We start from the raw sequence: 20,823 nt of genomic DNA, 5'->3' as shown, positions 1-20,823 counted from the left end.
ATACACACGATGTATACACCCGGTGTATTCCTCGTTGTCCTGACGCGCAACCGCCGTGACGCCTACAGTGGTGGGGTGACTGGTCTGACTGTCGGCTGGGATCACGACGTCGAGCTGCTGCTCGACTTCCTGAACACTCGACACGTACTGGACAGTGAAGCCTCCTGGCGCGCGTGGGTGACCGAGCGCGGCCTCGGGCGGAGCAGCGAAATCGCGAAGGCGCGCGCGGCCCGTGCGGCGCTGCGGTCGTCCATCGAGGGGTCGTCAGGGCCCCAGACGGCAGCGGGCGTCGTCCACATCGAGCTCACCGACGGCGTTCCGGTGCTGTCGAGCTCGGACGCGCTGGGCGCGGTGCTCGCCGCGTCCGCCCGCCTCGCGGTGCTGGGTTCGTGGGAACGCTTCAAGATCTGTCCGGCCGATGATTGCCAACGGGCGTTCTTCGACCGTTCGCGCAACCGCTCGCGCACCTGGTGCTCGATGCAGGTGTGCGGGAACCGCGAGAAGGCCCGCACCTTCCGAAAACGCTCCCGGGCTCAGAACAGCAGGTTGGCCACGGTGTAGATCACCAGGCCGGCGAGCGCGCCGACCACGGTGCCGTTGATCCGGATGAACTGCAGGTCCCTGCCGACCTGCAGCTCGATCTTGCGCGAGGTCTCCTCCGCGTCCCACCGCTCGACGGTGTCCGTGATCAGCGTGGTGATCTCCGCGCGGTAGTTGCCGACCACGTACCCGGCGGCCTGCTCCAGCCAACCGTCGACCTTGGCCCGCAGCTCCGGGTCGTCGGTCAGGTTCGTGCCGAGCGTGACCAGCCCCTGCGTGACCCGCCTGCGCAGCTCGCTCGACGGGTCCTCGGCGGCGTCGAGCAGCATCTTCTTCGCCGTGCCCCAGGCCGAGCTGATCACCTTCTGCACGTCCGGGTGGTTGATGACCTGCTGCTTGACCTGCTCGGCCTTCTGCATCGTCGACGGATCGGTCTGCATGTCGGCCGAGAACTCGATCATGAACTGGTCCACGGCCAGCCGCATCGGGTGGTTGACGTCGGTCTTCACCGCCCACGCGAAGTTGACCAGCTCGGTGTAGACCTTGTCGCCGAGCATCGCGTCGACGAACCTCGGCGACCACGTCGGCGCGCGGTCCGTGACGATCAGGCTGACCTTGTCGTAGTTGTCGCGCACCCACTCGTAGGCGCGGTCGCACATGAGGTCGACGAGCTTGTGGTGCGCGCCGTCCGTGAGCACCTGGTTGAGCAGCTTGCCCAGCGGCGGTCCCCACGGCTTCTCCGTGACGCGCTTCACGATCGCCTGCTCGAGGACGGCCTGCACCTCCTCGTCCTTGAGGACCGTGATCGCGCCCTTGAGGACGTTCGACAGCTCGGTGGTGATCCGCTCGGCGTTCTCCGGCTGCTTGACCCACGCCCCGGCGCGCTGCGCGATGCCCGCCCGGCGCAGCTTGTCCTGCACGATCTCGGGACTCAGGAAGTTGACGCCCACGAAGTCCCCGAGCGTCTGGCCGAACATGTTCTTGCGCTCGGGGATGATCGCGGTGTGCGGGATCGGCAGGCCCAGCGGCCTGCGGAACAGCGCGGTGACGGCGAACCAGTCCGCCAGCGCGCCGACCATGCCGGCCTCCGCGGCGGCCCGGACGTAGCCCACCCAGGCGCCCTCGAACAGGTGCGTGCCGAAGAAGATGACCGTCGCGCCTATCAGGAAACTCGTCGCGACGAGCTTCATCTTGCGCAGGTCGGTGCGCTTCTGCTGGTCAGCGGCGGTCAGTTGCTCCACGGGGTCCATTGTCCGTCAACTTCTCGACCTGGGGGCCGCGCGAGCGCGCGGTTCGTCGAGATCACGTTCTCCGTCCGCCACCGGCCGCGGTGGCCGGGCCGCATCGACCGGCCGCCTCGGGCAGTTGGTCCGGGCACGCTGACAGGTCGTCCAGATCGACACGACCCTCGTCGTCGCCACAGTGATTTGTCCCGGCGTCACCGGGCCGGGCTTCCCTCGGCGCGGGATTCGGGTGAAGATCCTGCGTTGTGCGGGTACCAGCGCTAGTTCACCGGTTGCAGCCGTTCACGTCGACCATCTTCGCGGAGATGACGGCGCTGGCCGTGCAGCACGACGCCGTCAACCTCGGTCAGGGCTTCCCCGACACCGACGGTCCGGCCTCGATGCTCGCGGCGGCCCAGTCGGCCATCGCGTCGGGCGTGAACCAGTACCCGCCCGGTCCGGGCATGCCGGTGCTGCGCCGTGCCGTGGCCGCGCACCGCTCGCGGTACGGGCTCTCGTACGACCCGGACGCCGAGGTCCTGGTGACCGTCGGCGCGACCGAGGCGATCGCGGCGTCGTTGCTGGCGCTGGTCGAGGCCGGTGACGAGGTCATCCTCATCGAGCCCTACTACGACTCGTACGCGGCGTCCGTGGCGATGGCCGGGGCGACGCGCGTGACCGTGGGCCTGCGCGAGGACGCCTCGGGGCGGCTCGCGCTGGACGTGGACGCCCTGCGCGCGGCCGTGACGCCGCGGACGCGGGCCGTCCTCGTCAACTCGCCGCACAACCCCACCGGCACCGTGTTCCGCTTGGAGGAACTCCAAGCGATCGCCGCGTTGTGCGTCGAGCACGACCTGCTGGCGATCACCGACGAGGTCTACGAGCACCTGGTGTTCGACGGGCTCGTCCACATCCCGCTGGCCTCGCTGCCCGGCATGGCGCAGCGGACGCTGTCGATCTCCGGCGCCGGCAAGACGTTCAACTGCACGGGCTGGAAGATCGGCTGGGTCTGCGGGCCCGCCGAGCTGGTCTCGTCCGTGCGCGCGGCCAAGCAGTTCATGACCTTCGTGGGCGGGGCGCCGTTCCAGCCCGCCGTCGCCCACGCCCTGACCGCCGAGCTGGACTGGGTCGGCGAGTTGCGGGACTCGTTGGCGTCGAAGCGCGCGCGTCTGGCCGAGGGGTTGCGTGCGGCCGGTTTCGAGGTGCGGTCGTCTGAGGGCACGTACTTCATCTGTGCCGACGTACGGCCGTTGGGATACACGGACGGCCTCGCGCTCTGCCGCGACCTGCCCGCCCGCATCGGCGTCGCGGCCGTGCCGGTCCAGGTGTTCACGGACCGCCCGGACGACTGGAAGCACCTGATCCGCTTCGCGTTCTGCAAGCAGGACGCCGTGATCGACGAAGCCGTGGAGCGCCTCCACAAGCTTTAGTTGTCCACAACTGTGGATGAGTTCGTCCACAACTGTGGACAAATCACTTTCGGGTGAGGCGTGGAGCCTCGGCACCGGAGTTCGACTCCAAACGGCATGGACTCGAACACGGAGGTTCTCCACGCCTGGCACGCCGGCACCGGCGGCTGGGACGCCCTGGTCGACCGCTACTCCCGGCTCGTCTGGTCGGTGCCCAGATCGTTCCGCCTGGCCCACGCCGACGCCGCCGACGTCTACCAGTGCACGTGGCTCTGCCTGGCAGAACACCTGAGCAGGATCCAGCGCCCCGAGCACCTCGGCACGTGGCTGGTCCGTACCGCCACCCGCCACTCCATCACCGTGCTGCGCACCCGCGGCCGCGAGGTGGCGTACGACCTGTGGGAGCCGGAGTCGACGCTGCCCGCGCCCGACGAGGTGGCCATCACCAACGACCGGCAGCGGCGGCTGTGGTCGGCGCTGATGACGTTGAACGAGCGGTGCCAGCGGCTGCTGAGGATCGCCGCCCACAGCCCCGAGCTGAGTTATGCACAGGTTGCCGCCGCCCTGGGGATAAAGCTGGGGAGCGTTGGTTCCACGCGCACCCGGTGTCTCGCTGAGCTGCGGCGGAAGGTGGAGGGCCTGCGATGAGGGACCCGCTGCTCGACGAGCTCGCCGCCCTGTTCGGCTCCGACACGCCCCCGCCCGTCCCGGCCCCGCGCCCGACCGGCCTCCGCCCGATGCGGGCTGTGGACGAACCGGTCCGCGGCCCCTCCCGCCAGCTCGTCTTCCACGCCGGTGCCGGCCGCCTGCACCTGCAGGTCGACCCCGGCCGCCTGACCGGGCTGCTGGACGACAGGGGCGTCACGGTCGAGGTCCACTCGCCGGCGGCCGTCCTCGTGCTCCGGCCGGACGCCGAGGGCTGGTTCCGCACCGTCATCGGGTCCGGGCCGGTGTGCGTGGCCGTGCCGGAGCTGGGGCTGACGACGGGCTGGTTCGTCGCGTGAGCGCCAGCGCCGACCCGCGGGCCACCATCGCGGCGACCGAGGTGCGCGGCACCAAGGCCCAGCGCGCCGATGCCCTGCACGACCTCAGCGTCGCCCACGTCGAGCTCGGTCACCTCGACGTCGCTGCCCGGTTCGCGCGGCGCGGGCTGCGGCTGACCGGGGAGGCGCGGTTCCACCTCGCGCTGGCGTGGATCGACCTCGACCGCGGCCGGCGCAGGCAGAGCCTGCGGCACCTCGACCTCGCGACGCCCCACCTCCGCGGTGGCGAGCTGGCCAGGGCGCGGTGCCTGCGCGGGCTGCACCTCTGCCAGACGGCCGAGCCGCGGCTCGCGGTCGCCGAGCTCACGGCGGTCGTGAGGGAGCTGCGCCGGTACGGCGACGAACGCTGGCTGGCCAACGCCTTGATCGGGCGCGGGATCGCCCGGTGCAACGCCACGCAGCTCGCCAGGGCCGAGGCCGACTTCGCCGCCGCGCAGACGGTGCTGCTCGCCATCGGTGAGCAGGGGCGGGCGGCGATGTGCCTGCACAACAGGGGGTTCGTCGCGATGCTCGCGGGCGACCTGCCGCTCGCGCTCCGCCGGTACGAGGAGGCCGCGAAGGCCGGACTCGACTCGGCGAGCAGGCCGGAGGCACTCGTCGACCGGGCCGAGGCGCTCCTCGCGGCCGGGCTGACCGCCGAGGCCCGCCGGGTGCTGGCGCCCGCGCTCGAGCTGCTGCGGCGGTGCAACCGGCACGTGCCCGAGCTGGCGGTGCTGAGCGCGCGATGTGCGTTGCGCGACGGGGATCCGGGGCCCGCTCGCGCACTCGGCGGCTCGGACCCGGAGTTCATGCTGGCCGCCGGGCAGCTCGACGCCGTCGCGGCGCACCGGTTCCGCGGGCCGGTGCGGACGCGGGCGCTCGGGTGGCTCGCCCAGGCCCGCAGATCGGACAGGAGAGGTGCGCTGGCGGCGTGCCGGGCGGGGCTCAAGCTGCTCGACGAACACCACGGCGACTGGCCGCGCCGCGCACTGACCGGGCACGCCCTCGGCCTCGCCCGCACGGCACGGGAGGTCCTGCACTGGTCGGAGCGGCACCGCGCCTCGACGCCGTTGCCCCCCAACGAACCCGAGCTGGCGAAAGCGCTCACGAACCTGAGGCGGGCGAGAGCCTTCGGCCTGCCGCTGGAAGCCCTGGAACGAGATGTCCGCAGGCTCACCCTGGCCGGCGCCCAACGCGGAAAACGTGCGGCCACAGCGGATCCGGGTCTGCCGCTGGTCAGCTTCATCGTCCACGAGGGACGGATGACGGCGGTCACCCTGGTCGGCGGCCGTGCCCGCATGCGCGAAGTCCGGGACGCCGCCGACCAGGTCAGCACGGCCAGGCTGGCGCTGAGGGCGGGTCGCACCGCCACCACCGACCTGCTGCCGGAGGCCGACGAGGTCGTCGTGGTCCCGGACGGCGTGCTCCACGACATGCCGTGGGCGGCGTTCGGCCGGACGGTGCACGTCCTGCCCTCGCTGGGGCACTGGCGGACCGGGACGCCCATCGGCGGCCACCGGGTGTGGGTGAGCGGGCCGAAGCTGCGGAACGAGGCGAAAGCACTCCAGCGGGAGCACGGCGGCAGGGTCACCGCGCCCACCGTGGAGGCGGCGCTGGCCGGACTGGAAGGCGCGGGCATCGCCCACATCGCGGCCCACGGCCACGTCCACCCGGGCAACCCGCTGTTCTCCCACCTCGACCTCGCCGACGGCCCGCTGTACGGCTACGACATCGCCCGGCTGGAGAACCCGCCGGAGGTCGTCGTCCTGTCGGCCTGCGAGTCGGGGCTCGCCCGCGCGTTCCTCGACGCCGGCACCCGAGCCGTGATCGCGAGCGTCCTGCCGGTGCCGGACGCGCGGGTCGGTGCCGCCATGGCCGAGGTGCACCGCCGGATCGCCCACCCCGCCGACGCCGCCAGGGCCGTCGCGCACCTCGGGTTCAGCTGCTACGGCACCGGGACCAGGGTGGCGGCGTGCAGCGCGGCCGCGAACGACGTGCCGGTGCAGAGGAGCTGGCACGTGCCCACGGTCGCGGGCACGTCGACGCCCGGGACGACCACGTCCACCCACGGCCCGTGCCCGGAGAACTCGTCGGGGGTGCCCACCGCCGTCACCGCGGGCAGCGCGGCAGGCCACCACGGGCGCGCGGAGCCGCCGTTGCCCGCCGCCGCGACGACGTTGCCACCGCAGGAGGCCAGCACCGGCGGGCACGTGTCGTCGAACGAGTAGGTGCCGGACGCGACCAGCACCACCGGCACGTCACGGGTGGCGTGCAGGCTCGCCGCGAGGGTCAGGTCGTCGCCGAAGCCGGTAGGGGTCAGCACCGGGAACGGGCGCACCGCGGCGCCGTGGTGTCGCAGCACTCCGGCGACCAACGAGCCGTGCGGGGCGTCGAGAGAGGTGTCGAGCAACGCGACCGTGCCCTCACCGAGCAGGTCCGGCAGGCGCTCACCGACGACCGGGCGGGAGGTGCCGATCATGATGGGGCACGAGAGGTGCACGTGGTTCGGGCTCGCGCCGACCTCCACCGCGATATCGGCGACACGGTCCCGTTCGGACGCTTTCAGGTACATGCGGACGGCATCCGCGACGAGTTCCTCGTGCGAATAGACCCCTCGCAAACGCTTGCGCACAGCGTGTGCGTCCGTCGGCAGGACCACCAGTTCCCCTGAACGGAGCAAGCACTCGTTCGGCCCCGCCGGATCATGCACCAGTACGGGGCCGAGCGCACGCGACGCGTGATCGGCCAGCTCAGAGAGGCTGTTCACTTGAATGGGCGCGTCCACATCGGACACCATCCCGCGCCGCGAAGCGGTCCACACGGGACCAAGGCGCAAAGTCACTCGATCCGATGACGACACTGACGGTGTTCGCACCTGATCAGGGCGACACGGACAGCCGCACGGAACCGCCCTTCCGGGTGTTTAGCGCCGAGTTTGTTCGCAAAGCGACTCTCCGGTGCTAGACATAGCCGTACGTCGACCTCTGACGGCGCTGTGGCGTTGGCGGCGACCTGCACGGTGGACGGGTGGTGATCCTGTGGCGAGTGGTGGAGCTGGCGCACTGCTGCTGCGGGCCGCTGCGCTCGGCGGGCTGACCGCCGCCGCCTGGCTGCTGGGCGGGACGTCCGCGTCCGCCGAGCCGGAGCAGCCCCCTGCCGTCGAGATCACCGTCGAGACCCCCGCGCGGGCCGAGCACCCGGCGCGGGCCGAGTTCGCCTCGCCGGTGGAAGTCTCCGCACCGGCCCAGGCCCTGGCGCTGTCCGAGGACCCCGCCGCGTGGGTGCAGGCGTTCACCGCGTCGGTCGTCGAGAAGCACCAGCCGGCCGAGTTCGTGCCGCTGGTCGCCACCAGGCCCGACGAGGACGAGCCCTGGGAGGAAGAAGACCCGGGCCCCGTGCTCGACTTCAGCGGCGGCTCGCACGGCGACGTGCGGTCGGGTTCCATCTCCAACGAGGCGCCGCCCGAGGTGGTCCAGGCCAAGGCCCAGCTCCGCGCCGCCAGGAAGGCAGCGAGGCTCGCCGCCGCGCTGCCACCACCGCCCGCCCCTCCGGCGCCTCCGGCCCCCGTCGTCGTGACGAAGACGGTCGTGCCGCTGCTGCCCGACCTCCCGGCGCCCGCTCCCGTGAAGGCGGAGCCCGCGCCGGTCAGTGACCTCAACTGGTCCACCCCCGGACCCGACGTGCCGCGGCCCGCGCCGCAGCCCGCACCCGTGGTCGCCACGGCCTCCGCGTCGTCCGGCCACACCGACAACTCCGGCGGCACGCGCGGCGTGCTGGCCTTTCTGACGTCGCACGACTCGCTCTTCCCGCCCACCACGTGGTCGGTCGAGGAGCGTCGCGACGGCACCTCTCCGGGCAGTGTTCCCGGCCTTCCCAGCACGTCACCCGACTGAGTCCGACAGGACAAGTCTGCCCTCTGCGCGATTTGTGACCGTTCAGTTCCGTCGCGCCAGTAACTCCTCCTGCTGATTCCCGTTGTACGCAAGGAACCCCAGTCTTCCTGACCTGCCAACCGCGCCCTGGCAGGTCGGGTCTGGTCCGAGTGCCGCGCTGCCCCCGCAGTCTCGGACCACACGGGAAACCTGCGGACGGGGGACGTCAATCCCTGGGACGTTCCCCGCCGCAGGCCTCTCGTTGGCAAGTTCGTCGGCCCGGTCTCCACCGCTGCGGGAGACCGGGCCGACGTGTCTCACGCGACGGGCAGCGACAGGTCGCCGTCCACCGGAAACCCCGTACCGGCAACGGAAGCAGCCACCACACCCAAACGGCCCACCGCCTCGCGCAGCACTTCGGGCGGCTGCGTGTACGGCACTCGGAGCATCTGCTCGCACCCCCCGTGCACCGCGAACCGGGGACCGGGGACGAGCCGCAGGCCGTGGTTCTGCGCGACCACCGCGACGCGGGTGCTGATCGGCCCGTCGAGCGCGCACCAGATGCCGAGCCCACCGGCCGGCACGTTGAAGCTCCACTGTGGACAATGCTCGCGCAACGCCGCGACCGCCACGTCCCGCTGCGCCCGCGCCTCCTCGCGCCGTTGCCGCAGAACCGTCTCCGGAGACTCGAGCAACGCGGCCAGCACCAGCTGCTCGAACACCGGCGTTCCCAGGTCGATCGCGGCCCGCGTCGACAGCAGGCGGTGCACGAGGTCCGCGGACGCCCTGATCCAGCCTATCCTCAGCCCACCCCAGTGCGACTTGCTCGCGGACCCCAGCGTCACGACGGAGTCGCCGCCGAACGCGGCCAGCGGCGGCGGCGCCGGCGAGTCGTCCAGCGCGAGCTCGACCAGCGTTTCGTCGACGACCGAGGGCGTGCGCGTCCTGCGCAGCACGGCCGAGAGCTGCTCCCGCGTCTCGGACGACATGCGCAGTCCGGTGGGGTTCTGGAAGTCGGGGATCAGGTAGGCCAGCCGGGGACCCGCCTGCCGCAACGCCGCCTCGAACCCGTCGACGTCCCAGCCGTCCGCCAGCATCGGCACGGGCACCGGGAGGCCGAACGACGCCCGCACGGCCTCCAGCGCGTTGGGGTAGCTCGGCTGCTCCACCAGCACCCGGTCACCCGGCCCGACGAAGAGCCGCAGCACCAGCGCCCACGCGTGCTGCGCGCCCGAGGTCACCACGATCTGGTCGGGTGAGGTCGGCAGGCCCCTGGCGGTGTACCGGTCGGCGATCCGCTGCCTCAGGACCAGCAGTCCTCGCTCGTCGTACCCGTGGGACGCGAGGTGCTCCGGCATCTGGCCCATCGCGAGCTCCATCGCGAGCCGCACCGACGGCAGCGCGGGAGGCGCGGCGCGGGACAGGTCGATCATCCCGTCGTCGGCGACACCGGTGATGCCGCCACCGCCGGCCCCGACGGGCCCGTTGATCCACGACCCCGCCCCGCGCCGCGACTGGACGACCCCCTCGGCCCGCAACTGGTCCAGCGCTGCGGAGATGGTGGTGCGGCTCACAGGCAGCGCCTCGGTCAGCTCGCGCTCGGACGGCAACCGCGTCCCGACCGGCAGCCGTCCGTCCGCGACCAGCAGTTTCAGCGCCGCGACGAGGTCCACGACGCACTGCCTCGGCCCGCCGCGACGCCACTCACCGAGCAGCCGGGCGAGGCGGGCACCGGATATACGTCCACCTGGTGGGAGCATGAAGCCAATTATGACGAATTGGCTATGGATTACCAGGCCAATCCAGGCGCAACATGGCCACATGGCCTCCACGACCGCACTCCACCAGGTCTCCGTCCGGATCTCACCCGCCCGCCGCCTCCCGCAGCTCTTCGCAGGGCTGTGGCTCTACGGCGCGAGCATGGCGTTGCAGATCCGCGCGACGCTCGGCCTGAACCCGTGGGACGTGCTGCACGAGGGCCTCACGAAGCTCACCGGTCTGAGCTTCGGCCTGATCACCGCCATCACCGGCGTGCTGGTGCTCCTGGCGTGGATTCCTCTCAGGCAGAAGCCCGGCGTCGGCACGATCGCGAACGTCGTGCTCATCGCGATCAGCGTCGACGTGACGCTCGCGATCCTGCCCGCACCGGAAGGACTTCTGCCCAGGATCGTGTTCCTGACCCTGGGCATCGTCCTCAACGCCGTGGCGTTCGCCGCGTACGTCGGCTCCCGGCTCGGACCGGGCCCGCGCGACGGTCTGGTCACCGGGTTCTGCCGCCGCACCGGCATCTCCCTGCGCCTCACGCGGACCGCGCTCGAGGTGCTCGTGCTCGGCACCGGCTGGCTGCTCGGCGGCACGGTCGGCATCGGCACGGTCCTCTACGCGCTCGGCATCGGCCCGCTCGCGCAGCTGTTCCTGCCCGCGCTCACCTGGCGCGAGCGCTCGCGGCCCGCTTGCGGATCTCCGCGTACGTGACGTCCCGCTCGTTCAGCACCTCGGCCACGATTCCCCCGCCCTGCAACAGAGCCAGCAGGACGTGCTCCACACCCAGGTAGTTGTGGCCGAGGTCGCGGGACTCGCGCAACGAGTTCTCGAGCGCCTTCTTGAAGTCCGGTTCGAGCGGCATGCCGAACCACCGCCGACGCGGACCCGGCCGCAGCACACCCCTGCCGAGCGACTGCTCGACCGAGTCGATCACCTGGTCGACGTCGATCCCCAAGCCCCGCAACGCTTCCGCGTCGGCCTTGGTCAGCCCGCCCTTGCGCCGGTACTCCCGGAACGCCGCCTCCAGCTCGCCGCGCGGCAGGTCGAACCCGGCCAGCACCGGCGCGTCGAGCAGCGCGAGCATCAGGTGCTCCACACCGACCTCGGCCGCGTGCACCTCTTCCGCCTCCCGCACCGCGGCCTTGACCGCCTCACGGGCTTCCTTGGTGAACCGCTCCGCGATCATCATCGCCCCCCGTGCTTCTTGTGGACCGCCTGGCGGGAGACCCCGAGCTCCGCCGCTATGTCCTGCCACGACCACCCCTGTGCCCGCGCACTGCGGACCTGGGCGGACTCCAGGTGTTCCAGCAGTCGCCGCAACGCGCTGACGGCCCGCAACCCGATCTTCGGGTCGCGATCCCCAGCCGCTGTGGCGAGATCCGTCGCTTCCGTCATGCTGTCAACGTACGTTGACAATCGCGGTTCGTCAACCGAGGTTGACACGTACGGTGGGCTCGTGAAGATCGAGACCGCCGAGCAGGGTGCTCCGGGACGAGTCACCGAGGACCGGATCAGGGTCCTGCCCAACGCCGTCGTCGTCCTCGACGGCGTGACGTCGCGAACGAGGCCGCCGGATCGCAACGGCGGTTGGTACGCGACGAAGCTCGCCGACGAACTGGCCCGCCTGATCAACGACGCCGACCCGTTGACCGACATCCTTTCCCGATCCATCTCTCACCTCGTGGAGGAGCACGGCCTCGTCGCCGGCGACTCCCCGTCCTCGACCGCGGCGGTCGTGCGCTGGAACGACGACACCGTCGACGCGCTCGTGCTGTGCGACACCCCGGTGGTCGCGTTCGGACGGTCCACACGGGTGCTCGAGGACACGCGGCTCGAAGACCTCCGGCCCGACCCCGACATCCTCCGGTGGAAGAACAGGACCGGCGGCTACTGGGTCGCGGAGGCCGATCCCGAGGCGGGACACCAGGCCCTGACCGCCTCCTGGCCCCGCGCGGAGGTCACGAGTGTGATCGCTCTCACAGACGGTGTCTCCTGTGGAGTGTCGCAGTACGGGCTCTTCGGCTGGGAGGCCCTCGCGGAAATGCCGCTGGGCGAAGTGCTGGACCGAATCCGCGAAGCGGAGCGCGGTGATTCGGAGCACAAGCGGTGGCCGCGCTTCAAAACACACGACGACCAGGCGATCGCCCGAATCAGCTTCACCGCATGACGAAAGAAGCCCCGCAGAGTTCTGCGGGGCTTCTTTCGAAGAAGGATGGCCAGGGGCGGGGTCGAACCGCCGACCTACCGCTTTTCAGGCGGTCGCTCGTACCAACTGAGCTACCTGGCCATGAGAAGAGAAAGCGACCCAGACGGGACTCGAACCCGCGACCTTCGCCGTGACAGGGCGACGCGCTAACCAACTGCGCCACTGGGCCTTGCTCTTGCAGATCTTACAGTACTGCATTTTACTGCGTGCCCCCAACGGGATTCGAACCCGCGCGACCGCCTTGAAAGGGCGGGATCCTAGGCCGCTAGATGATGGGGACTAGCTGGTCTCTGGAAGCATCGTAAGCATATGCCATAGGTCCGCGCACCTCCAAAACGGGGGTCCTACTTATGCGCTGACCTGCTCGAACATGCTCTAGGGCCGGATCGGCCAGATCAACAAATGCCTGCTCAGGGCCTGTCGGGCCGTTCACGCGGGTTCGGACGCAGTTTGTGATCCAGGCAACTCCCAGCGCTCAGATGCGACGCAGGGCAGCACGTGGCCCAGGACTTCGCGGATCCGCTGGGGGAAGTCCGCGCACGCCGTCGTCGTCGAGGAGATCAGCCGCGAGCCGAGGGCCGCGCTGCACAACGTCCGCGCGACGGACTCGGGATCGACGCCCGCACGGAGGTCGCCCCGCTCCGCCGCCTCGAACAGGTACCCGGCGACGACCTTCTCCCACAGCTCGTGGGTGCCGGGGACGCCGGGATGACCGATCTCGCGGTCGGCGTTGAGCCGGACGCCGGCGCGCAGCACGACGTCGGCGGACATCCGGTCGGCGGATTCGGCGAACATCCCGCACAGGGCGCTCAACGGGTCGGCGCCGCGTTCGCGCCACGACTCCCGCATCCGGGCCCACGTCTCGCCCTGCCGCTCGACGAGGACGTCGGCGACCGCTTCCTTGGAGGAGAAGTGGAAGTAGAAGGCGCCCTTGGTCAGCCCGGCGCGCGCGAGCACGGCGGTCAGCGACGTGCGCTCGTAGCCGAGCCGGTCGAACTCCTCCGCGGCGGCGTGGAGGATCGCCTCCCGCGTCGCGACCGCCCGGTCCTGCTGGGGCATGGGCTCAGGTTAGCCGTTGCCGCTAAAGAGACCCGTGGGTATGTTTCGAGATGCGGCCCTGTCCCGCAGGCGCGCTCCGGGGGGTGCGCGCCTGGAGTCAGGGCCGCATTCGCGTACCCATCACCTCACCGCTGCACCGGAGGCGTCGCGCCGTCCTCGCCCGGTGAGAGGCCCAGCATGTCGAGCAGCATCCGGCAGTCCTCGGCGCCGAGGGCGCTCCGCGCGACCGCGAGCCTCGCCCGGTGGACCTGTTCGTCGGAGATCCGCGAGGGTTCTCCGCTGCGCTGGGCCGGCACGCTCGGCCCGCCCTGCCGCGACATGCCGTCGTCCTGCGTGAACAGGAACTTCCGAACTTCCAATGACCCGCTCATGAGCACCCTCCCCGACTTGAGGTTGGCGCGAGGCTAAGCGACCTGGGACAACGGCCGCAGCCCCCCGCAGAGTGATTCCACCGACACCCAGCGTCACTTTCCGTACAGGTGCGGCGGCTGCCTCGTGGGGAAGCGACAAGGGATGATGGACCGATGACCGACCCCACGCCGCAGCCTTCCCCCGAACCGGAGGGCCAAAACGCGTCCCAGCCGGCTCCCCCGCAGGTCGACCAGGAGGAGATCCTGAAAGCGATCAGCGGCATCGACGTGAGCGCGATCGAGGCCGACATCGAGTCCGCCTTCGGTTCCCGGATGGCCGAGCTCGACAAGATGCTCGAGGGCCTCGACGAGCTGGTCAACAAGATCGAGAGCGACATCCAGAACCTGGACCAGCCCAAACCCGAGAGTCCTCAGTAGACCCTTTACCCCAGGGGGGTATAGACTCGGAGCCCCGTACAGAGAAAGGGCTCTCATGTCCGTCACTGCCACCTACACCGTCACCGGCATGACCTGCGGCCACTGCGTCAGCTCGGTCACCGAGGAGCTGGGCGAGGTCGCCGGCGTCACGGGCGTCGACGTCGTCCTGGAGACCGGCGCGGTGACCGTCACCAGCGACCGCGAGCTCACCCGCGACGAGGTCGTCGCCGCCGTGACCGAGGCCGGGTACCAGGTCGCATGACCACCACCGAGCCTCGTCACGTCGAGCTCAGCATCAGCGGCATGACGTGCGCTTCCTGCGCGAACCGCATCGAACGCAAGCTGAACAGGCTCGACGGCGTCTCCGCCACCGTGAACTACGCGACCGAGAAGGCCAGCGTCCAGTTCCCGGGAACGCTGCGGGTGGACGACCTCGTGTCGACCGTGCGGGCGGCGGGCTACGACGCCGAGGAGCCGCAGCCGGAGGCTCCCGAGGTGGACGAGGCCGGTGAGCTGCGGCTGAGGGTCGTCCTCGCCGCGGCGCTCGGCGTGCCGGTGATCGCGTTCTCGATGGTCCCGGCGTGGCAGTTCCCAACCTGGCAGTGGGTGTCGCTGGCGCTGGCGAGCGTCGTCGTGTGGGTGTGCGGCTGGCCGTTCCACCGCGCGGCCGCCGTCAACGCACGGCACGGCGCCAGCACCATGGACACCCTGGTGTCCATGGGCGTCACGGTCTCGTACCTGTGGTCGCTCTACGCGCTGGTGTTCGGCGAGGCCGGGACGATCGGCATGCGGCACGAGTTCAGCCTCCTGCCGCGTCCGACCACCTCCGGCGACATCTACCTCGAGGTCGCGGTCGGCGTGACCGTGTTCCTGCTGCTCGGCCGCTGGCTGGAGGCCCGGTCGAAGCGCAGCGCGGGCGCGGCCCTGAGGGCGCTGCTCGCGCTCGGCGCCAAGGACGTGGCGGTGCTGCGCGACGGCGCGGAGACCCGCGTGCCGATCGGCCACCTCCGGGCCGGCGAACGGTTCGTGGTCCGTCCGGGTGAGCGCATCGCCACGGACGGCGCAGTCGTCGACGGCAGCTCGGCCGTGGACCGCTCGATGGTCACCGGCGAGTCGGTGCCGGTCGAGGTCGGCGAGGGCGACTCCGTGGTCGGCGGGACGGTCAACGCGGGCGGGCGGCTGGTCGTCGAGGCCACCTCCGTCGGCGCGGACACCCAGCTCGCCAGGATGGCCCGGCTGGTCGAGCAGGCCCAGACGGGCAAGGCGGAGGTGCAGCGACTGGCGGACCGGGTCTCCGCGGTCTTCGTCCCCGTCGTGGTGCTGATCGCGCTGGCGTCGTTCGGCGCGTGGCTGCTGGCCGGACGTCCCCTGGAGTTCGCGGTGACGACCGCCGTCGCCGTGCTCGTGATCGCGTGCCCGTGCGCGCTCGGCCTCGCGACCCCGACGGCGTTGCTCGTGGGCACCGGCCGCGGCGCCCAGCTCGGCATCCTCGTGAAGGGCCCGGAGGTGCTGGAGTCCACGCGCCGGGTCGACACGGTCGTGCTGGACAAGACCGGCACCGTGACGACGGGCCGGCTGACGCTGGTCGACGTCGTCGCGGCGGACGGCCTGTCGCGCGACGAGGTGCTGCGGTTCGCGGCGGCCGTCGAGAACGCGTCCGAGCACCCGATCGCGGCGGCGGTCGTGCGCGAGGCAGGAGACCTGCCGCCGGTGTCGGACTTCGCCTCCACGGACGGCGTGGGCGTCAGCGGTGTCGTCGAGGGACGGCGTGTCACCGTCGGCCGGGTGCGGGACGTCTCCCTCCCCCGGGAGCTGGCCGAGGCCGCGGTCGCCCACACGACTCGGATCGTTGTCGCGGTTTCCTTCGACGACGAGGTCGTCGGCATCATCGCCGTGTCCGACGTCGTGAAACCGACGTCCGCACAAGCGATCCGCTCGTTGCGGGAGCTGGGCCTGCGCCCGGTCCTGCTGACCGGTGACAACGCCGCGGTGGCCGCCGAGGTCGCCGCGGAGGTCGGCATCGACGAGGTGATCGCCGAGGTCCTGCCGGCCGAGAAGGTCGCCGCTGTCCGGAATCTCCAGGCACAGGGCCGAGTTGTGGCCATGGTCGGCGACGGCGTGAACGACGCCCCGGCGCTCGCGGCCGCCGACCTCGGACTGGCCGTCGGAACCGGGACCGATGTGGCGATCGAGGCGAGCGACCTGACCCTGGTGCGCGGCGACCTGCGGGTGGCGGCGGACGCCATCCGGTTGTCCCGCAAGACTTTGGGCACCATCAAGGGGAACCTCTTCTGGGCGTTCGCCTACAACGTCGCTGGACTCCCGCTCGCGGCGCTGGGACTGCTGAACCCGATGATCGCGGGGGCCGCGATGGCCTTCAGCAGCGTGTTCGTTGTTACCAACAGCTTGCGACTACGGGGTTTCCGGTCAACGGCGGCCTAAGAACTTCGCGGCGAACTCTCCCCAAGGCACCGTGCGCGTGCAACAATCCAAAAGCTGACACACCCCCGGTCAGCGCCTGTGGAGATCCCCTCCGGCCCCCGCGTTCCTCCCCCTGGCGCGGGGGCCTCTCCGCGTCCGGACCCCGCAGTCGTCCCGGACCGGAGACCCACACCTGGGGGTGACCCGGGTCACAGATGTTCTGCTTCCGTGACCGAGCCGTTATCGTGTTCCGGTGCCTATCGGATCCCTCGGACGCTCCAAGTCCGGCCGCCACCGCCCCGCGGACGAACCGCAGGCGGAGACGCTGCCCGACGAGGAGCTGACCTCTTACCTGGCAGCCCTGGCCCCGGACTCGGACAACGAGACCACCGCGTCGGGCTTCGGCAGCGCTCAGGTGTACCAGCTGCGGTTGCAGCTCATGGCCAACGAACAGCTCAAGGAGCTCGCCGCGGAGCGCCAGACGTCCCCGCAGGCACTCGCCACGGAGTGGGTCATGCAGCGCCTGGAGTGGGAAGCGCGTCAGCGCGGCCACTAGACCGGCGCGGTGCACGAGCAGAAGCGGAGAAGGACCCTCGACCGAGCCCGGTCGAGGGTCCTTCTCACGTACGGCAGTTGCGGCGTCTTGCTGATCAGACCGCGCGGACGTTCTGGGCCTGCGGGCCCTTGGTGCCCTGGCCGACCTCGAACTCCACTCGCTGGTTCTCCTCCAGGGTGCGGAAGCCCTGACCCTGGATCTCCGAGTAGTGGACGAAGACGTCAGCGCCGCCGTTGTCCTGGGCGATGAAGCCGAAGCCCTTTTCGGAGTTGAACCACTTGACAGTGCCCTGTGCCATGAACCTGCCTCCATCGCAGGAAAGCTTGGGGCTGCACCGTGCAACCCCGGCCGTCCCGGGGGCGTTCGGCGGACTCGCTGAGAGCGCACCGCACGCCCGCGTGTCGTTCCGCGAGCGTGTGAAGCACGAACACAGAAACCACGGCCTGCGCGGGTCAGCCTAACGTGTGATTGGTCATAGCACTACTGGTCATTACCGGCCGGTTCACTGCTTCAACAGGGGTAAAGCCGCTGGTCCGAGCGGGTGATCGCAATGCCCGACGCAACGTGTTCCACCCCCTGCGCGTCTTCTCTGCGTTGATCGAGGGGATCTTGGGGAGAGCACGTGATCCGGCCACTGGTTTTGGCTTTGCTGCTGGGCTTGACCGCCTGCAGCGCCGCACCTGACACACCTTCCGGCGCCTCGTCGGCGACCGCGCCGGCCGAGCAGGAGAAGGCGGAGGCGGCGCTGACCGTCACGCCGGCGTCGGGTGAGGGGATCAGCCCGGCCGGACCTTTCCAGGTCGCGGTGACCGGAGGGTCGCTCACCGCCGTGGCGCTGACGGGCGCGGACAACCGGGTGGTCAAGGGGGAGCTGACCGCGGACCGGTGGGTCGCCACCGAAGACCTGGGCTACGACAAGGTCTACACGTGGTCCGGCTCGGCGAAGGGCCGGGACGGCGCGGAGGTGCCGGTCAGCGGATCGTTCCGCACGGTCAAGCCCAGCAAGCTCATCAGCGCGAAGCTGAACGTCGGCGACAACCAGACCTACGGCGTCGCGATGCCGCTGAAGGTGACCTTCAGCGCGCCGGTGCAGGACAAGGCGTCGGTCCAGAAGGCCATGACTGTCAGGACCTCCGTGCCCACCGAGGGCGCGTGGGCCTGGCTGTCCGACACCGAGGCGCACTGGCGGCCGAAGGAGTACTGGAAGCCGAGCACCGAGGTCTTCCTCGACGTCGACGTCCACGGCGTGCCGTTCGGCGGGGGCGCGTACGGCAAGAGCGACGTGCACGCGCAGTTCAAGATCGCGGACCGTGCGCTGGTGGCCAAGGCGAACACGCAGACCAAGCGGTTCGAGATCTACCGCGACGGCGTGCTGCTGCACGACTTCCCGGCGTCCTACGGCATGGAGGACGACCCGCGCGCCGTCAGCCGCTCCGGCATCCACGTGGTGCAGCAGAAGGAAGCCTCGCGACTGATGACCAACAGGACGTTCAACTACGAGAACATCCCGGTCACCTGGGCCGTGCTGATCTCCCAGAACGGCGAGTTCGTGCACGAGAACAACGGCACGGTCGCCAAGCAGGGCAAGGAGAACGTGTCGCACGGCTGCGCGAACCTGTCCGGCCCCAACGCCAAGACCTTCTACGACCTGACGATGGTCGGTGACCCGGTCGAGGTCACCGGCTCGACGATCCAGCTCGGCGCGGCCGACCCGAGCGGTGTCGCTCCCGGCGACTACTGGGAGTGGACGATCGACTGGGCGACCTGGACCAGCAAGTCCGCCGCGACGCCCTAGGACTTCTCGGTGATGGTGGGTGGTTGCGGGATCTCGTACCCCGACGGACCGACGTTGCGTTCGAGGGCCCGCTTCCACTCACCGCTCGAAATCATCTTCTCGATGGCCTTGTTGACGGCGTCACGCGATTCGTCGTCCCCCTTGGGAACCCCGATGCCGTAGCGCTCCTTGGAGAACGGCTTGCCGACGAGCTTGAGCAGCTCGGGGTTCTCCGCGGCGAACCCGGCGAGGATGACCTCGTCGGTCGTGACGGCGTCGACGTTGCCCGCCATCAGCGCGATCACGCAGTCGGAGTACTGGCCGTACTCGACGATCTGCACGTTCTGCGCGAAGTCCGTCTTCACCTTCTGGGCGGACGTGGAACCCTTGACCGAGCACAGCTTTCGGCCGTTCATGGTCTCCGGACCCTGGATGGCCGCTTCGGTGTAGCGCACCAGCATGCCCTGGCCCGTCTCGAAGTACGGGCCGGCGAAGGCGACCTTCTCCTTGCGGGCGTCGGTGATGGAGTACGAGGCGACGATCAGGTCGGCCTCGCCGCTCTCCAGCATCGCCTCGCGGGCGGCACCGCGGGCTTCCTTGAAGGTGATGCCGGTGTCCTTCACCCCGAGCTCGTTCGCCACGTACTTGGCGACGTCCACGTCGAAGCCGACGTAGCGGCCGTCGAGCCGCCGCTGGCTCAGGCCCGGCTGGTCGTAGCGGATGCCGATGGTCAGCTTTCCGGAGTCGGCACGTCCGATGACTGTGCTGGCGTCTCCGCTCCCACAGGCGGTGGCGAACACCGCAACGGCAGTCAGGAGCGCGGCACGACGGATCACGACAGGCCTTCCGGGGGTGGTGAGGATTCGTGCGCAATGCTACGGACCTGCGGCGATGATCAACTGTGACGTATGACAACTACGGGAGCCTCGACCGGCTCGGCGTCACATGCTTCCCGTGGCGCTCGATCGCACGCTTCAGATGACCGGGAGGAGCGAGCCTCCTGATCCTGCCCGGTACCAAAAGCGCAGCTCGACGCATGATCTTGAGCCACAGGTCCGCGTGCGCGTAAGGCGCGCGGCCGTGCAGTTCCAGGGCCCAATCGGGCAGCACGGAGTAGGCCAGGTGGCCCACCAGAACGCGGTAGAGCGGGAGGCCGTGCCGGACGAAACCCCGCACCGGCGGGCCGTGCAAGAAGGTGTAGATCACATCGGAATCGGTCGTTCGTGCCAAAACAGGACGCATCCGCTCGAAGTACTCGTCCATCTGGCGGCGCGTCCCCGGTACTTCATCCGGGTGCAATCCGACCAAAGCCGCGGCGGATCGCTGCTCGGCGTAGTAGAGGTCCTTCTGCCGGTCCGACAGTCCGTACCCCGCACGGTCGAGAACTGTTTCGAAGCAGTAAACCTCCGAGCAATGCACCCACAACAACAACTCGGGCTCGTCGACGCGGAACGACCTGCCGTCGACGACGCCGCGGAGGCTGCGGTGCGTGGCGCGGACCCGTGCCGAGGCGGTGGCGATTTCCTCGTCGGTGCCGTAGACGCCGAGCCCGACGAAGTCCGCGGTGCGCTTGAGCCTGCCGAGCGGGTCGGCCTGGAAGTTGGAGTTCTGCACGACACCGGCGACCGCCCTGGGGTGCAGCGCCTGGAGGTAGAGGCTCGCGATCCCGGCGATCCACATCGTCGGGTCGGCGTGCATCTGCCAGCTCACGGAATTGGGATCGGGCATGCGGACATCGTCCCGCCTCGCCAGGATGAAGGCCATGGACCTGGACCAGGCACGGGAAGTGCTCCGCAGCCAGCACCGCGCGGTGTTCTGCGCGCTGAAGCCGGACGGGACGCCGTCGATGTCGCCGGTGCTCGTCGCGCTGGACGACAACGGCGACGCGCTCGTCTCCACGCGAGCCACGGCGTACAAGACGAAGCAGGTCCAGCGGAACCCGCAGGTGTCGCTGTGCGTGCTGCCGGACAGCTTCTTCGGCCGCTGGATCCAGATCAACGGCACCGCGACCGTGGTCGAGCTGCCCGAGGCGATGGACCTGCTGGTCGAGTACTACCGGACGATCTCCGGCGAGCACTCCGACTGGAACGACTACCGGGCCGCCATGGAACGCGAGCAGCGGGTCGTCCTGCGCGTTTCGCTGACCAGCGCGGGGCCGGACAAGACAGGTTGACGATGAATCGGTAACA

23 protein-coding genes and 3 tRNA genes are annotated in these 20,823 nt (G+C 70.2%); 14 read left to right on the top strand and 12 right to left on the bottom strand.

Annotation, left to right across the window (positions count from 1 at the left end; genetic code table 11):
* Nucleotides 1-9 precede the first annotated feature (9 nt).
* Complete coding sequence (locus L6E10_RS24550; RefSeq protein WP_236221886.1) at nt 10-561, top strand: CGNR zinc finger domain-containing protein; 552 nt, start codon at nt 10-12, stop codon at nt 559-561.
* Here the strand turns inward: L6E10_RS24550 and L6E10_RS24545 are convergent.
* Nucleotides 534-1,790: a DUF445 domain-containing protein gene (locus tag L6E10_RS24545; RefSeq protein WP_374237435.1), complete on the bottom strand. Its 1,257-nt coding sequence runs from the start codon at nt 1,788-1,790 to the stop codon at nt 534-536. The two genes, L6E10_RS24550 and L6E10_RS24545, sit on opposite strands and share 28 nt — an antisense overlap.
* Nucleotides 1,791-2,029: 239 nt before the next feature.
* Between L6E10_RS24545 and L6E10_RS24540 the strand changes: the two genes are divergently transcribed.
* From L6E10_RS24540 to L6E10_RS24520, 5 genes are all read left to right on the top strand, one after another.
* On the top strand, nt 2,030-3,193 hold the full coding sequence (locus L6E10_RS24540) for a pyridoxal phosphate-dependent aminotransferase (RefSeq protein WP_236221885.1): 1,164 nt from the start codon (nt 2,030-2,032) through the stop codon (nt 3,191-3,193).
* Nucleotides 3,194-3,289: 96 nt separating this feature from the next.
* Nucleotides 3,290-3,820, top strand: a complete 531-nt coding sequence (locus L6E10_RS24535; protein ID WP_236221884.1) for an RNA polymerase sigma factor — start codon at nt 3,290-3,292, stop codon at nt 3,818-3,820.
* Entirely contained in the window at nt 3,817-4,176 is a 360-nt protein-coding gene (locus L6E10_RS24530; RefSeq protein ID WP_236221883.1) for a hypothetical protein, read from the top strand. Before L6E10_RS24535 ends, L6E10_RS24530 begins: the two co-directional genes overlap by 4 nt.
* A complete protein-coding gene (locus L6E10_RS40930; protein WP_236221882.1) occupies nt 4,173-6,422 on the top strand; it encodes a CHAT domain-containing protein in 2,250 nt (749 codons plus the stop codon). Before L6E10_RS24530 ends, L6E10_RS40930 begins: the two co-directional genes overlap by 4 nt.
* A gap of 810 nt (nt 6,423-7,232) precedes the next feature.
* Nucleotides 7,233-8,087, top strand: coding sequence for a hypothetical protein (locus L6E10_RS24520; RefSeq protein ID WP_236221881.1), 855 nt, complete (start codon nt 7,233-7,235; stop codon nt 8,085-8,087).
* Nucleotides 8,088-8,383: 296 nt separating this feature from the next.
* Here L6E10_RS24520 and L6E10_RS24515 read toward each other — a convergent pair whose 3' ends face one another.
* The gene (locus L6E10_RS24515) at nt 8,384-9,826 is read right to left on the bottom strand and encodes a PLP-dependent aminotransferase family protein (protein ID WP_236221880.1); all 1,443 of its coding nucleotides are present in this window, start codon (nt 9,824-9,826) and stop codon (nt 8,384-8,386) included.
* A 61-nt stretch (nt 9,827-9,887) separates the two neighbouring features.
* Here L6E10_RS24515 and L6E10_RS24510 point away from each other — a divergent pair, with 61 nt between their 5' ends.
* Nucleotides 9,888-10,541 carry a YitT family protein gene (locus L6E10_RS24510; RefSeq protein ID WP_236221879.1) on the top strand — a complete coding sequence of 218 codons (654 nt, stop codon included), beginning with the start codon at nt 9,888-9,890 and terminating at the stop codon, nt 10,539-10,541.
* On the opposite strand, the gene L6E10_RS24505 is transcribed toward L6E10_RS24510, so the two are convergent.
* Together L6E10_RS24505 and L6E10_RS24500 are read right to left on the bottom strand one after the other, a co-directional pair.
* Nucleotides 10,492-11,019 (bottom strand): Clp protease N-terminal domain-containing protein, encoded by a 528-nt coding sequence (locus tag L6E10_RS24505; RefSeq protein ID WP_236221878.1) that lies wholly within the window; start codon nt 11,017-11,019, stop codon nt 10,492-10,494. The two genes, L6E10_RS24510 and L6E10_RS24505, sit on opposite strands and share 50 nt — an antisense overlap.
* Entirely contained in the window at nt 11,016-11,225 is a 210-nt protein-coding gene (locus L6E10_RS24500) for a helix-turn-helix domain-containing protein (RefSeq protein WP_236221877.1), read from the bottom strand. The genes L6E10_RS24505 and L6E10_RS24500 overlap by 4 nt, the downstream gene beginning before the upstream one ends.
* 61 nt (nt 11,226-11,286) lie before the next feature.
* Between L6E10_RS24500 and L6E10_RS24495 the strand changes: the two genes are divergently transcribed.
* Nucleotides 11,287-11,997, top strand: a complete 711-nt coding sequence (locus L6E10_RS24495; protein WP_236221876.1) for a protein phosphatase 2C domain-containing protein — start codon at nt 11,287-11,289, stop codon at nt 11,995-11,997.
* 46 nt (nt 11,998-12,043) lie between these two features.
* Here L6E10_RS24495 and L6E10_RS24490 read toward each other — a convergent pair.
* From L6E10_RS24490 to L6E10_RS24470, 5 genes are all read right to left on the bottom strand, one after another.
* Nucleotides 12,044-12,117, bottom strand: a tRNA-Phe gene (locus tag L6E10_RS24490).
* Between the two features lie 14 nt (nt 12,118-12,131).
* Nucleotides 12,132-12,205: transfer RNA gene (locus tag L6E10_RS24485), tRNA-Asp, on the bottom strand.
* Nucleotides 12,206-12,243: 38 nt separating this feature from the next.
* Nucleotides 12,244-12,316: transfer RNA gene (locus L6E10_RS24480), tRNA-Glu, on the bottom strand.
* Between the two features lie 149 nt (nt 12,317-12,465).
* On the bottom strand, nt 12,466-13,095 hold the full coding sequence (locus tag L6E10_RS24475; protein WP_236221875.1) for a ScbR family autoregulator-binding transcription factor: 630 nt from the start codon (nt 13,093-13,095) through the stop codon (nt 12,466-12,468).
* Between the two features lie 125 nt (nt 13,096-13,220).
* On the bottom strand, nt 13,221-13,466 hold the full coding sequence (locus L6E10_RS24470; protein WP_236221874.1) for a hypothetical protein: 246 nt from the start codon (nt 13,464-13,466) through the stop codon (nt 13,221-13,223).
* 153 nt (nt 13,467-13,619) lie between these two features.
* Here L6E10_RS24470 and L6E10_RS24465 point away from each other — a divergent pair, with 153 nt between their 5' ends.
* From L6E10_RS24465 to L6E10_RS24450, 4 genes are all read left to right on the top strand, one after another.
* Nucleotides 13,620-13,883, top strand: a complete 264-nt coding sequence (locus L6E10_RS24465; protein WP_090094546.1) for a hypothetical protein — start codon at nt 13,620-13,622, stop codon at nt 13,881-13,883.
* A gap of 55 nt (nt 13,884-13,938) precedes the next feature.
* Nucleotides 13,939-14,145, top strand: a complete 207-nt coding sequence (locus tag L6E10_RS24460) for a heavy-metal-associated domain-containing protein (RefSeq protein WP_236221873.1) — start codon at nt 13,939-13,941, stop codon at nt 14,143-14,145.
* Nucleotides 14,142-16,325 carry a cation-translocating P-type ATPase gene (locus L6E10_RS24455; RefSeq protein ID WP_236221872.1) on the top strand — a complete coding sequence of 728 codons (2,184 nt, stop codon included), beginning with the start codon at nt 14,142-14,144 and terminating at the stop codon, nt 16,323-16,325. The genes L6E10_RS24460 and L6E10_RS24455 overlap by 4 nt, the downstream gene beginning before the upstream one ends.
* Nucleotides 16,326-16,557: 232 nt before the next feature.
* Nucleotides 16,558-16,860 carry a hypothetical protein gene (locus L6E10_RS24450; RefSeq protein ID WP_236221871.1) on the top strand — a complete coding sequence of 101 codons (303 nt, stop codon included), beginning with the start codon at nt 16,558-16,560 and terminating at the stop codon, nt 16,858-16,860.
* 94 nt (nt 16,861-16,954) lie between these two features.
* Here L6E10_RS24450 and L6E10_RS24445 read toward each other — a convergent pair whose 3' ends face one another.
* Complete coding sequence (locus L6E10_RS24445) at nt 16,955-17,158, bottom strand: cold-shock protein (protein ID WP_030477903.1); 204 nt, start codon at nt 17,156-17,158, stop codon at nt 16,955-16,957.
* A 324-nt stretch (nt 17,159-17,482) separates the two neighbouring features.
* Between L6E10_RS24445 and L6E10_RS24440 the strand changes: the two genes are divergently transcribed.
* Complete coding sequence (locus tag L6E10_RS24440; protein WP_236221870.1) at nt 17,483-18,655, top strand: Ig-like domain-containing protein; 1,173 nt, start codon at nt 17,483-17,485, stop codon at nt 18,653-18,655.
* Here the strand turns inward: L6E10_RS24440 and L6E10_RS24435 are convergent.
* Nucleotides 18,652-19,467: a glutamate ABC transporter substrate-binding protein gene (locus L6E10_RS24435; protein WP_236221914.1), complete on the bottom strand. Its 816-nt coding sequence runs from the start codon at nt 19,465-19,467 to the stop codon at nt 18,652-18,654. The genes L6E10_RS24440 and L6E10_RS24435 overlap by 4 nt on opposite strands.
* A gap of 82 nt (nt 19,468-19,549) precedes the next feature.
* Complete coding sequence (locus L6E10_RS24430) at nt 19,550-20,362, bottom strand: oxygenase MpaB family protein (protein ID WP_236221869.1); 813 nt, start codon at nt 20,360-20,362, stop codon at nt 19,550-19,552.
* Between L6E10_RS24430 and L6E10_RS24425 the strand changes: the two genes are divergently transcribed.
* Nucleotides 20,361-20,807 (top strand): PPOX class F420-dependent oxidoreductase, encoded by a 447-nt coding sequence (locus tag L6E10_RS24425; protein ID WP_236221868.1) that lies wholly within the window; start codon nt 20,361-20,363, stop codon nt 20,805-20,807. The two genes, L6E10_RS24430 and L6E10_RS24425, sit on opposite strands and share 2 nt — an antisense overlap.
* Nucleotides 20,808-20,823: the final 16 nt, after the last annotated feature.

Source organism: Lentzea sp. CC55, assembly GCF_021056325.1.
Lineage (GTDB): Bacteria > Actinomycetota > Actinomycetes > Mycobacteriales > Pseudonocardiaceae > Lentzea > Lentzea jiangxiensis.
Note: the sequence above shows the minus strand (reverse complement) of the source record. Positions and strands in the feature narration are given on the sequence as shown.

Coding starts and splice junctions, on each gene's coding strand:
- L6E10_RS24475 (WP_236221875.1), bottom strand. CDS start 13,095: ATGCCCCAGCAGGACCGGGCGGTCGCGACGCGGGAGGCGATCCTCCAC.
- L6E10_RS24550 (WP_236221886.1), top strand. CDS start 10: ATGTATACACCCGGTGTATTCCTCGTTGTCCTGACGCGCAACCGCCGT.
- L6E10_RS24505 (WP_236221878.1), bottom strand. CDS start 11,019: ATGATGATCGCGGAGCGGTTCACCAAGGAAGCCCGTGAGGCGGTCAAG.
- L6E10_RS24545 (WP_374237435.1), bottom strand. CDS start 1,790: ATGGACCCCGTGGAGCAACTGACCGCCGCTGACCAGCAGAAGCGCACC.
- L6E10_RS24425 (WP_236221868.1), top strand. CDS start 20,361: ATGCGGACATCGTCCCGCCTCGCCAGGATGAAGGCCATGGACCTGGAC.
- L6E10_RS24500 (WP_236221877.1), bottom strand. CDS start 11,225: ATGACGGAAGCGACGGATCTCGCCACAGCGGCTGGGGATCGCGACCCG.
- L6E10_RS24430 (WP_236221869.1), bottom strand. CDS start 20,362: ATGCCCGATCCCAATTCCGTGAGCTGGCAGATGCACGCCGACCCGACG.
- L6E10_RS24470 (WP_236221874.1), bottom strand. CDS start 13,466: ATGAGCGGGTCATTGGAAGTTCGGAAGTTCCTGTTCACGCAGGACGAC.
- L6E10_RS24535 (WP_236221884.1), top strand. CDS start 3,290: ATGGACTCGAACACGGAGGTTCTCCACGCCTGGCACGCCGGCACCGGC.
- L6E10_RS24530 (WP_236221883.1), top strand. CDS start 3,817: ATGAGGGACCCGCTGCTCGACGAGCTCGCCGCCCTGTTCGGCTCCGAC.
- L6E10_RS24445 (WP_030477903.1), bottom strand. CDS start 17,158: ATGGCACAGGGCACTGTCAAGTGGTTCAACTCCGAAAAGGGCTTCGGC.
- L6E10_RS24465 (WP_090094546.1), top strand. CDS start 13,620: ATGACCGACCCCACGCCGCAGCCTTCCCCCGAACCGGAGGGCCAAAAC.
- L6E10_RS24515 (WP_236221880.1), bottom strand. CDS start 9,826: ATGCTCCCACCAGGTGGACGTATATCCGGTGCCCGCCTCGCCCGGCTG.
- L6E10_RS24460 (WP_236221873.1), top strand. CDS start 13,939: ATGTCCGTCACTGCCACCTACACCGTCACCGGCATGACCTGCGGCCAC.
- L6E10_RS24455 (WP_236221872.1), top strand. CDS start 14,142: ATGACCACCACCGAGCCTCGTCACGTCGAGCTCAGCATCAGCGGCATG.
- L6E10_RS24510 (WP_236221879.1), top strand. CDS start 9,888: ATGGCCTCCACGACCGCACTCCACCAGGTCTCCGTCCGGATCTCACCC.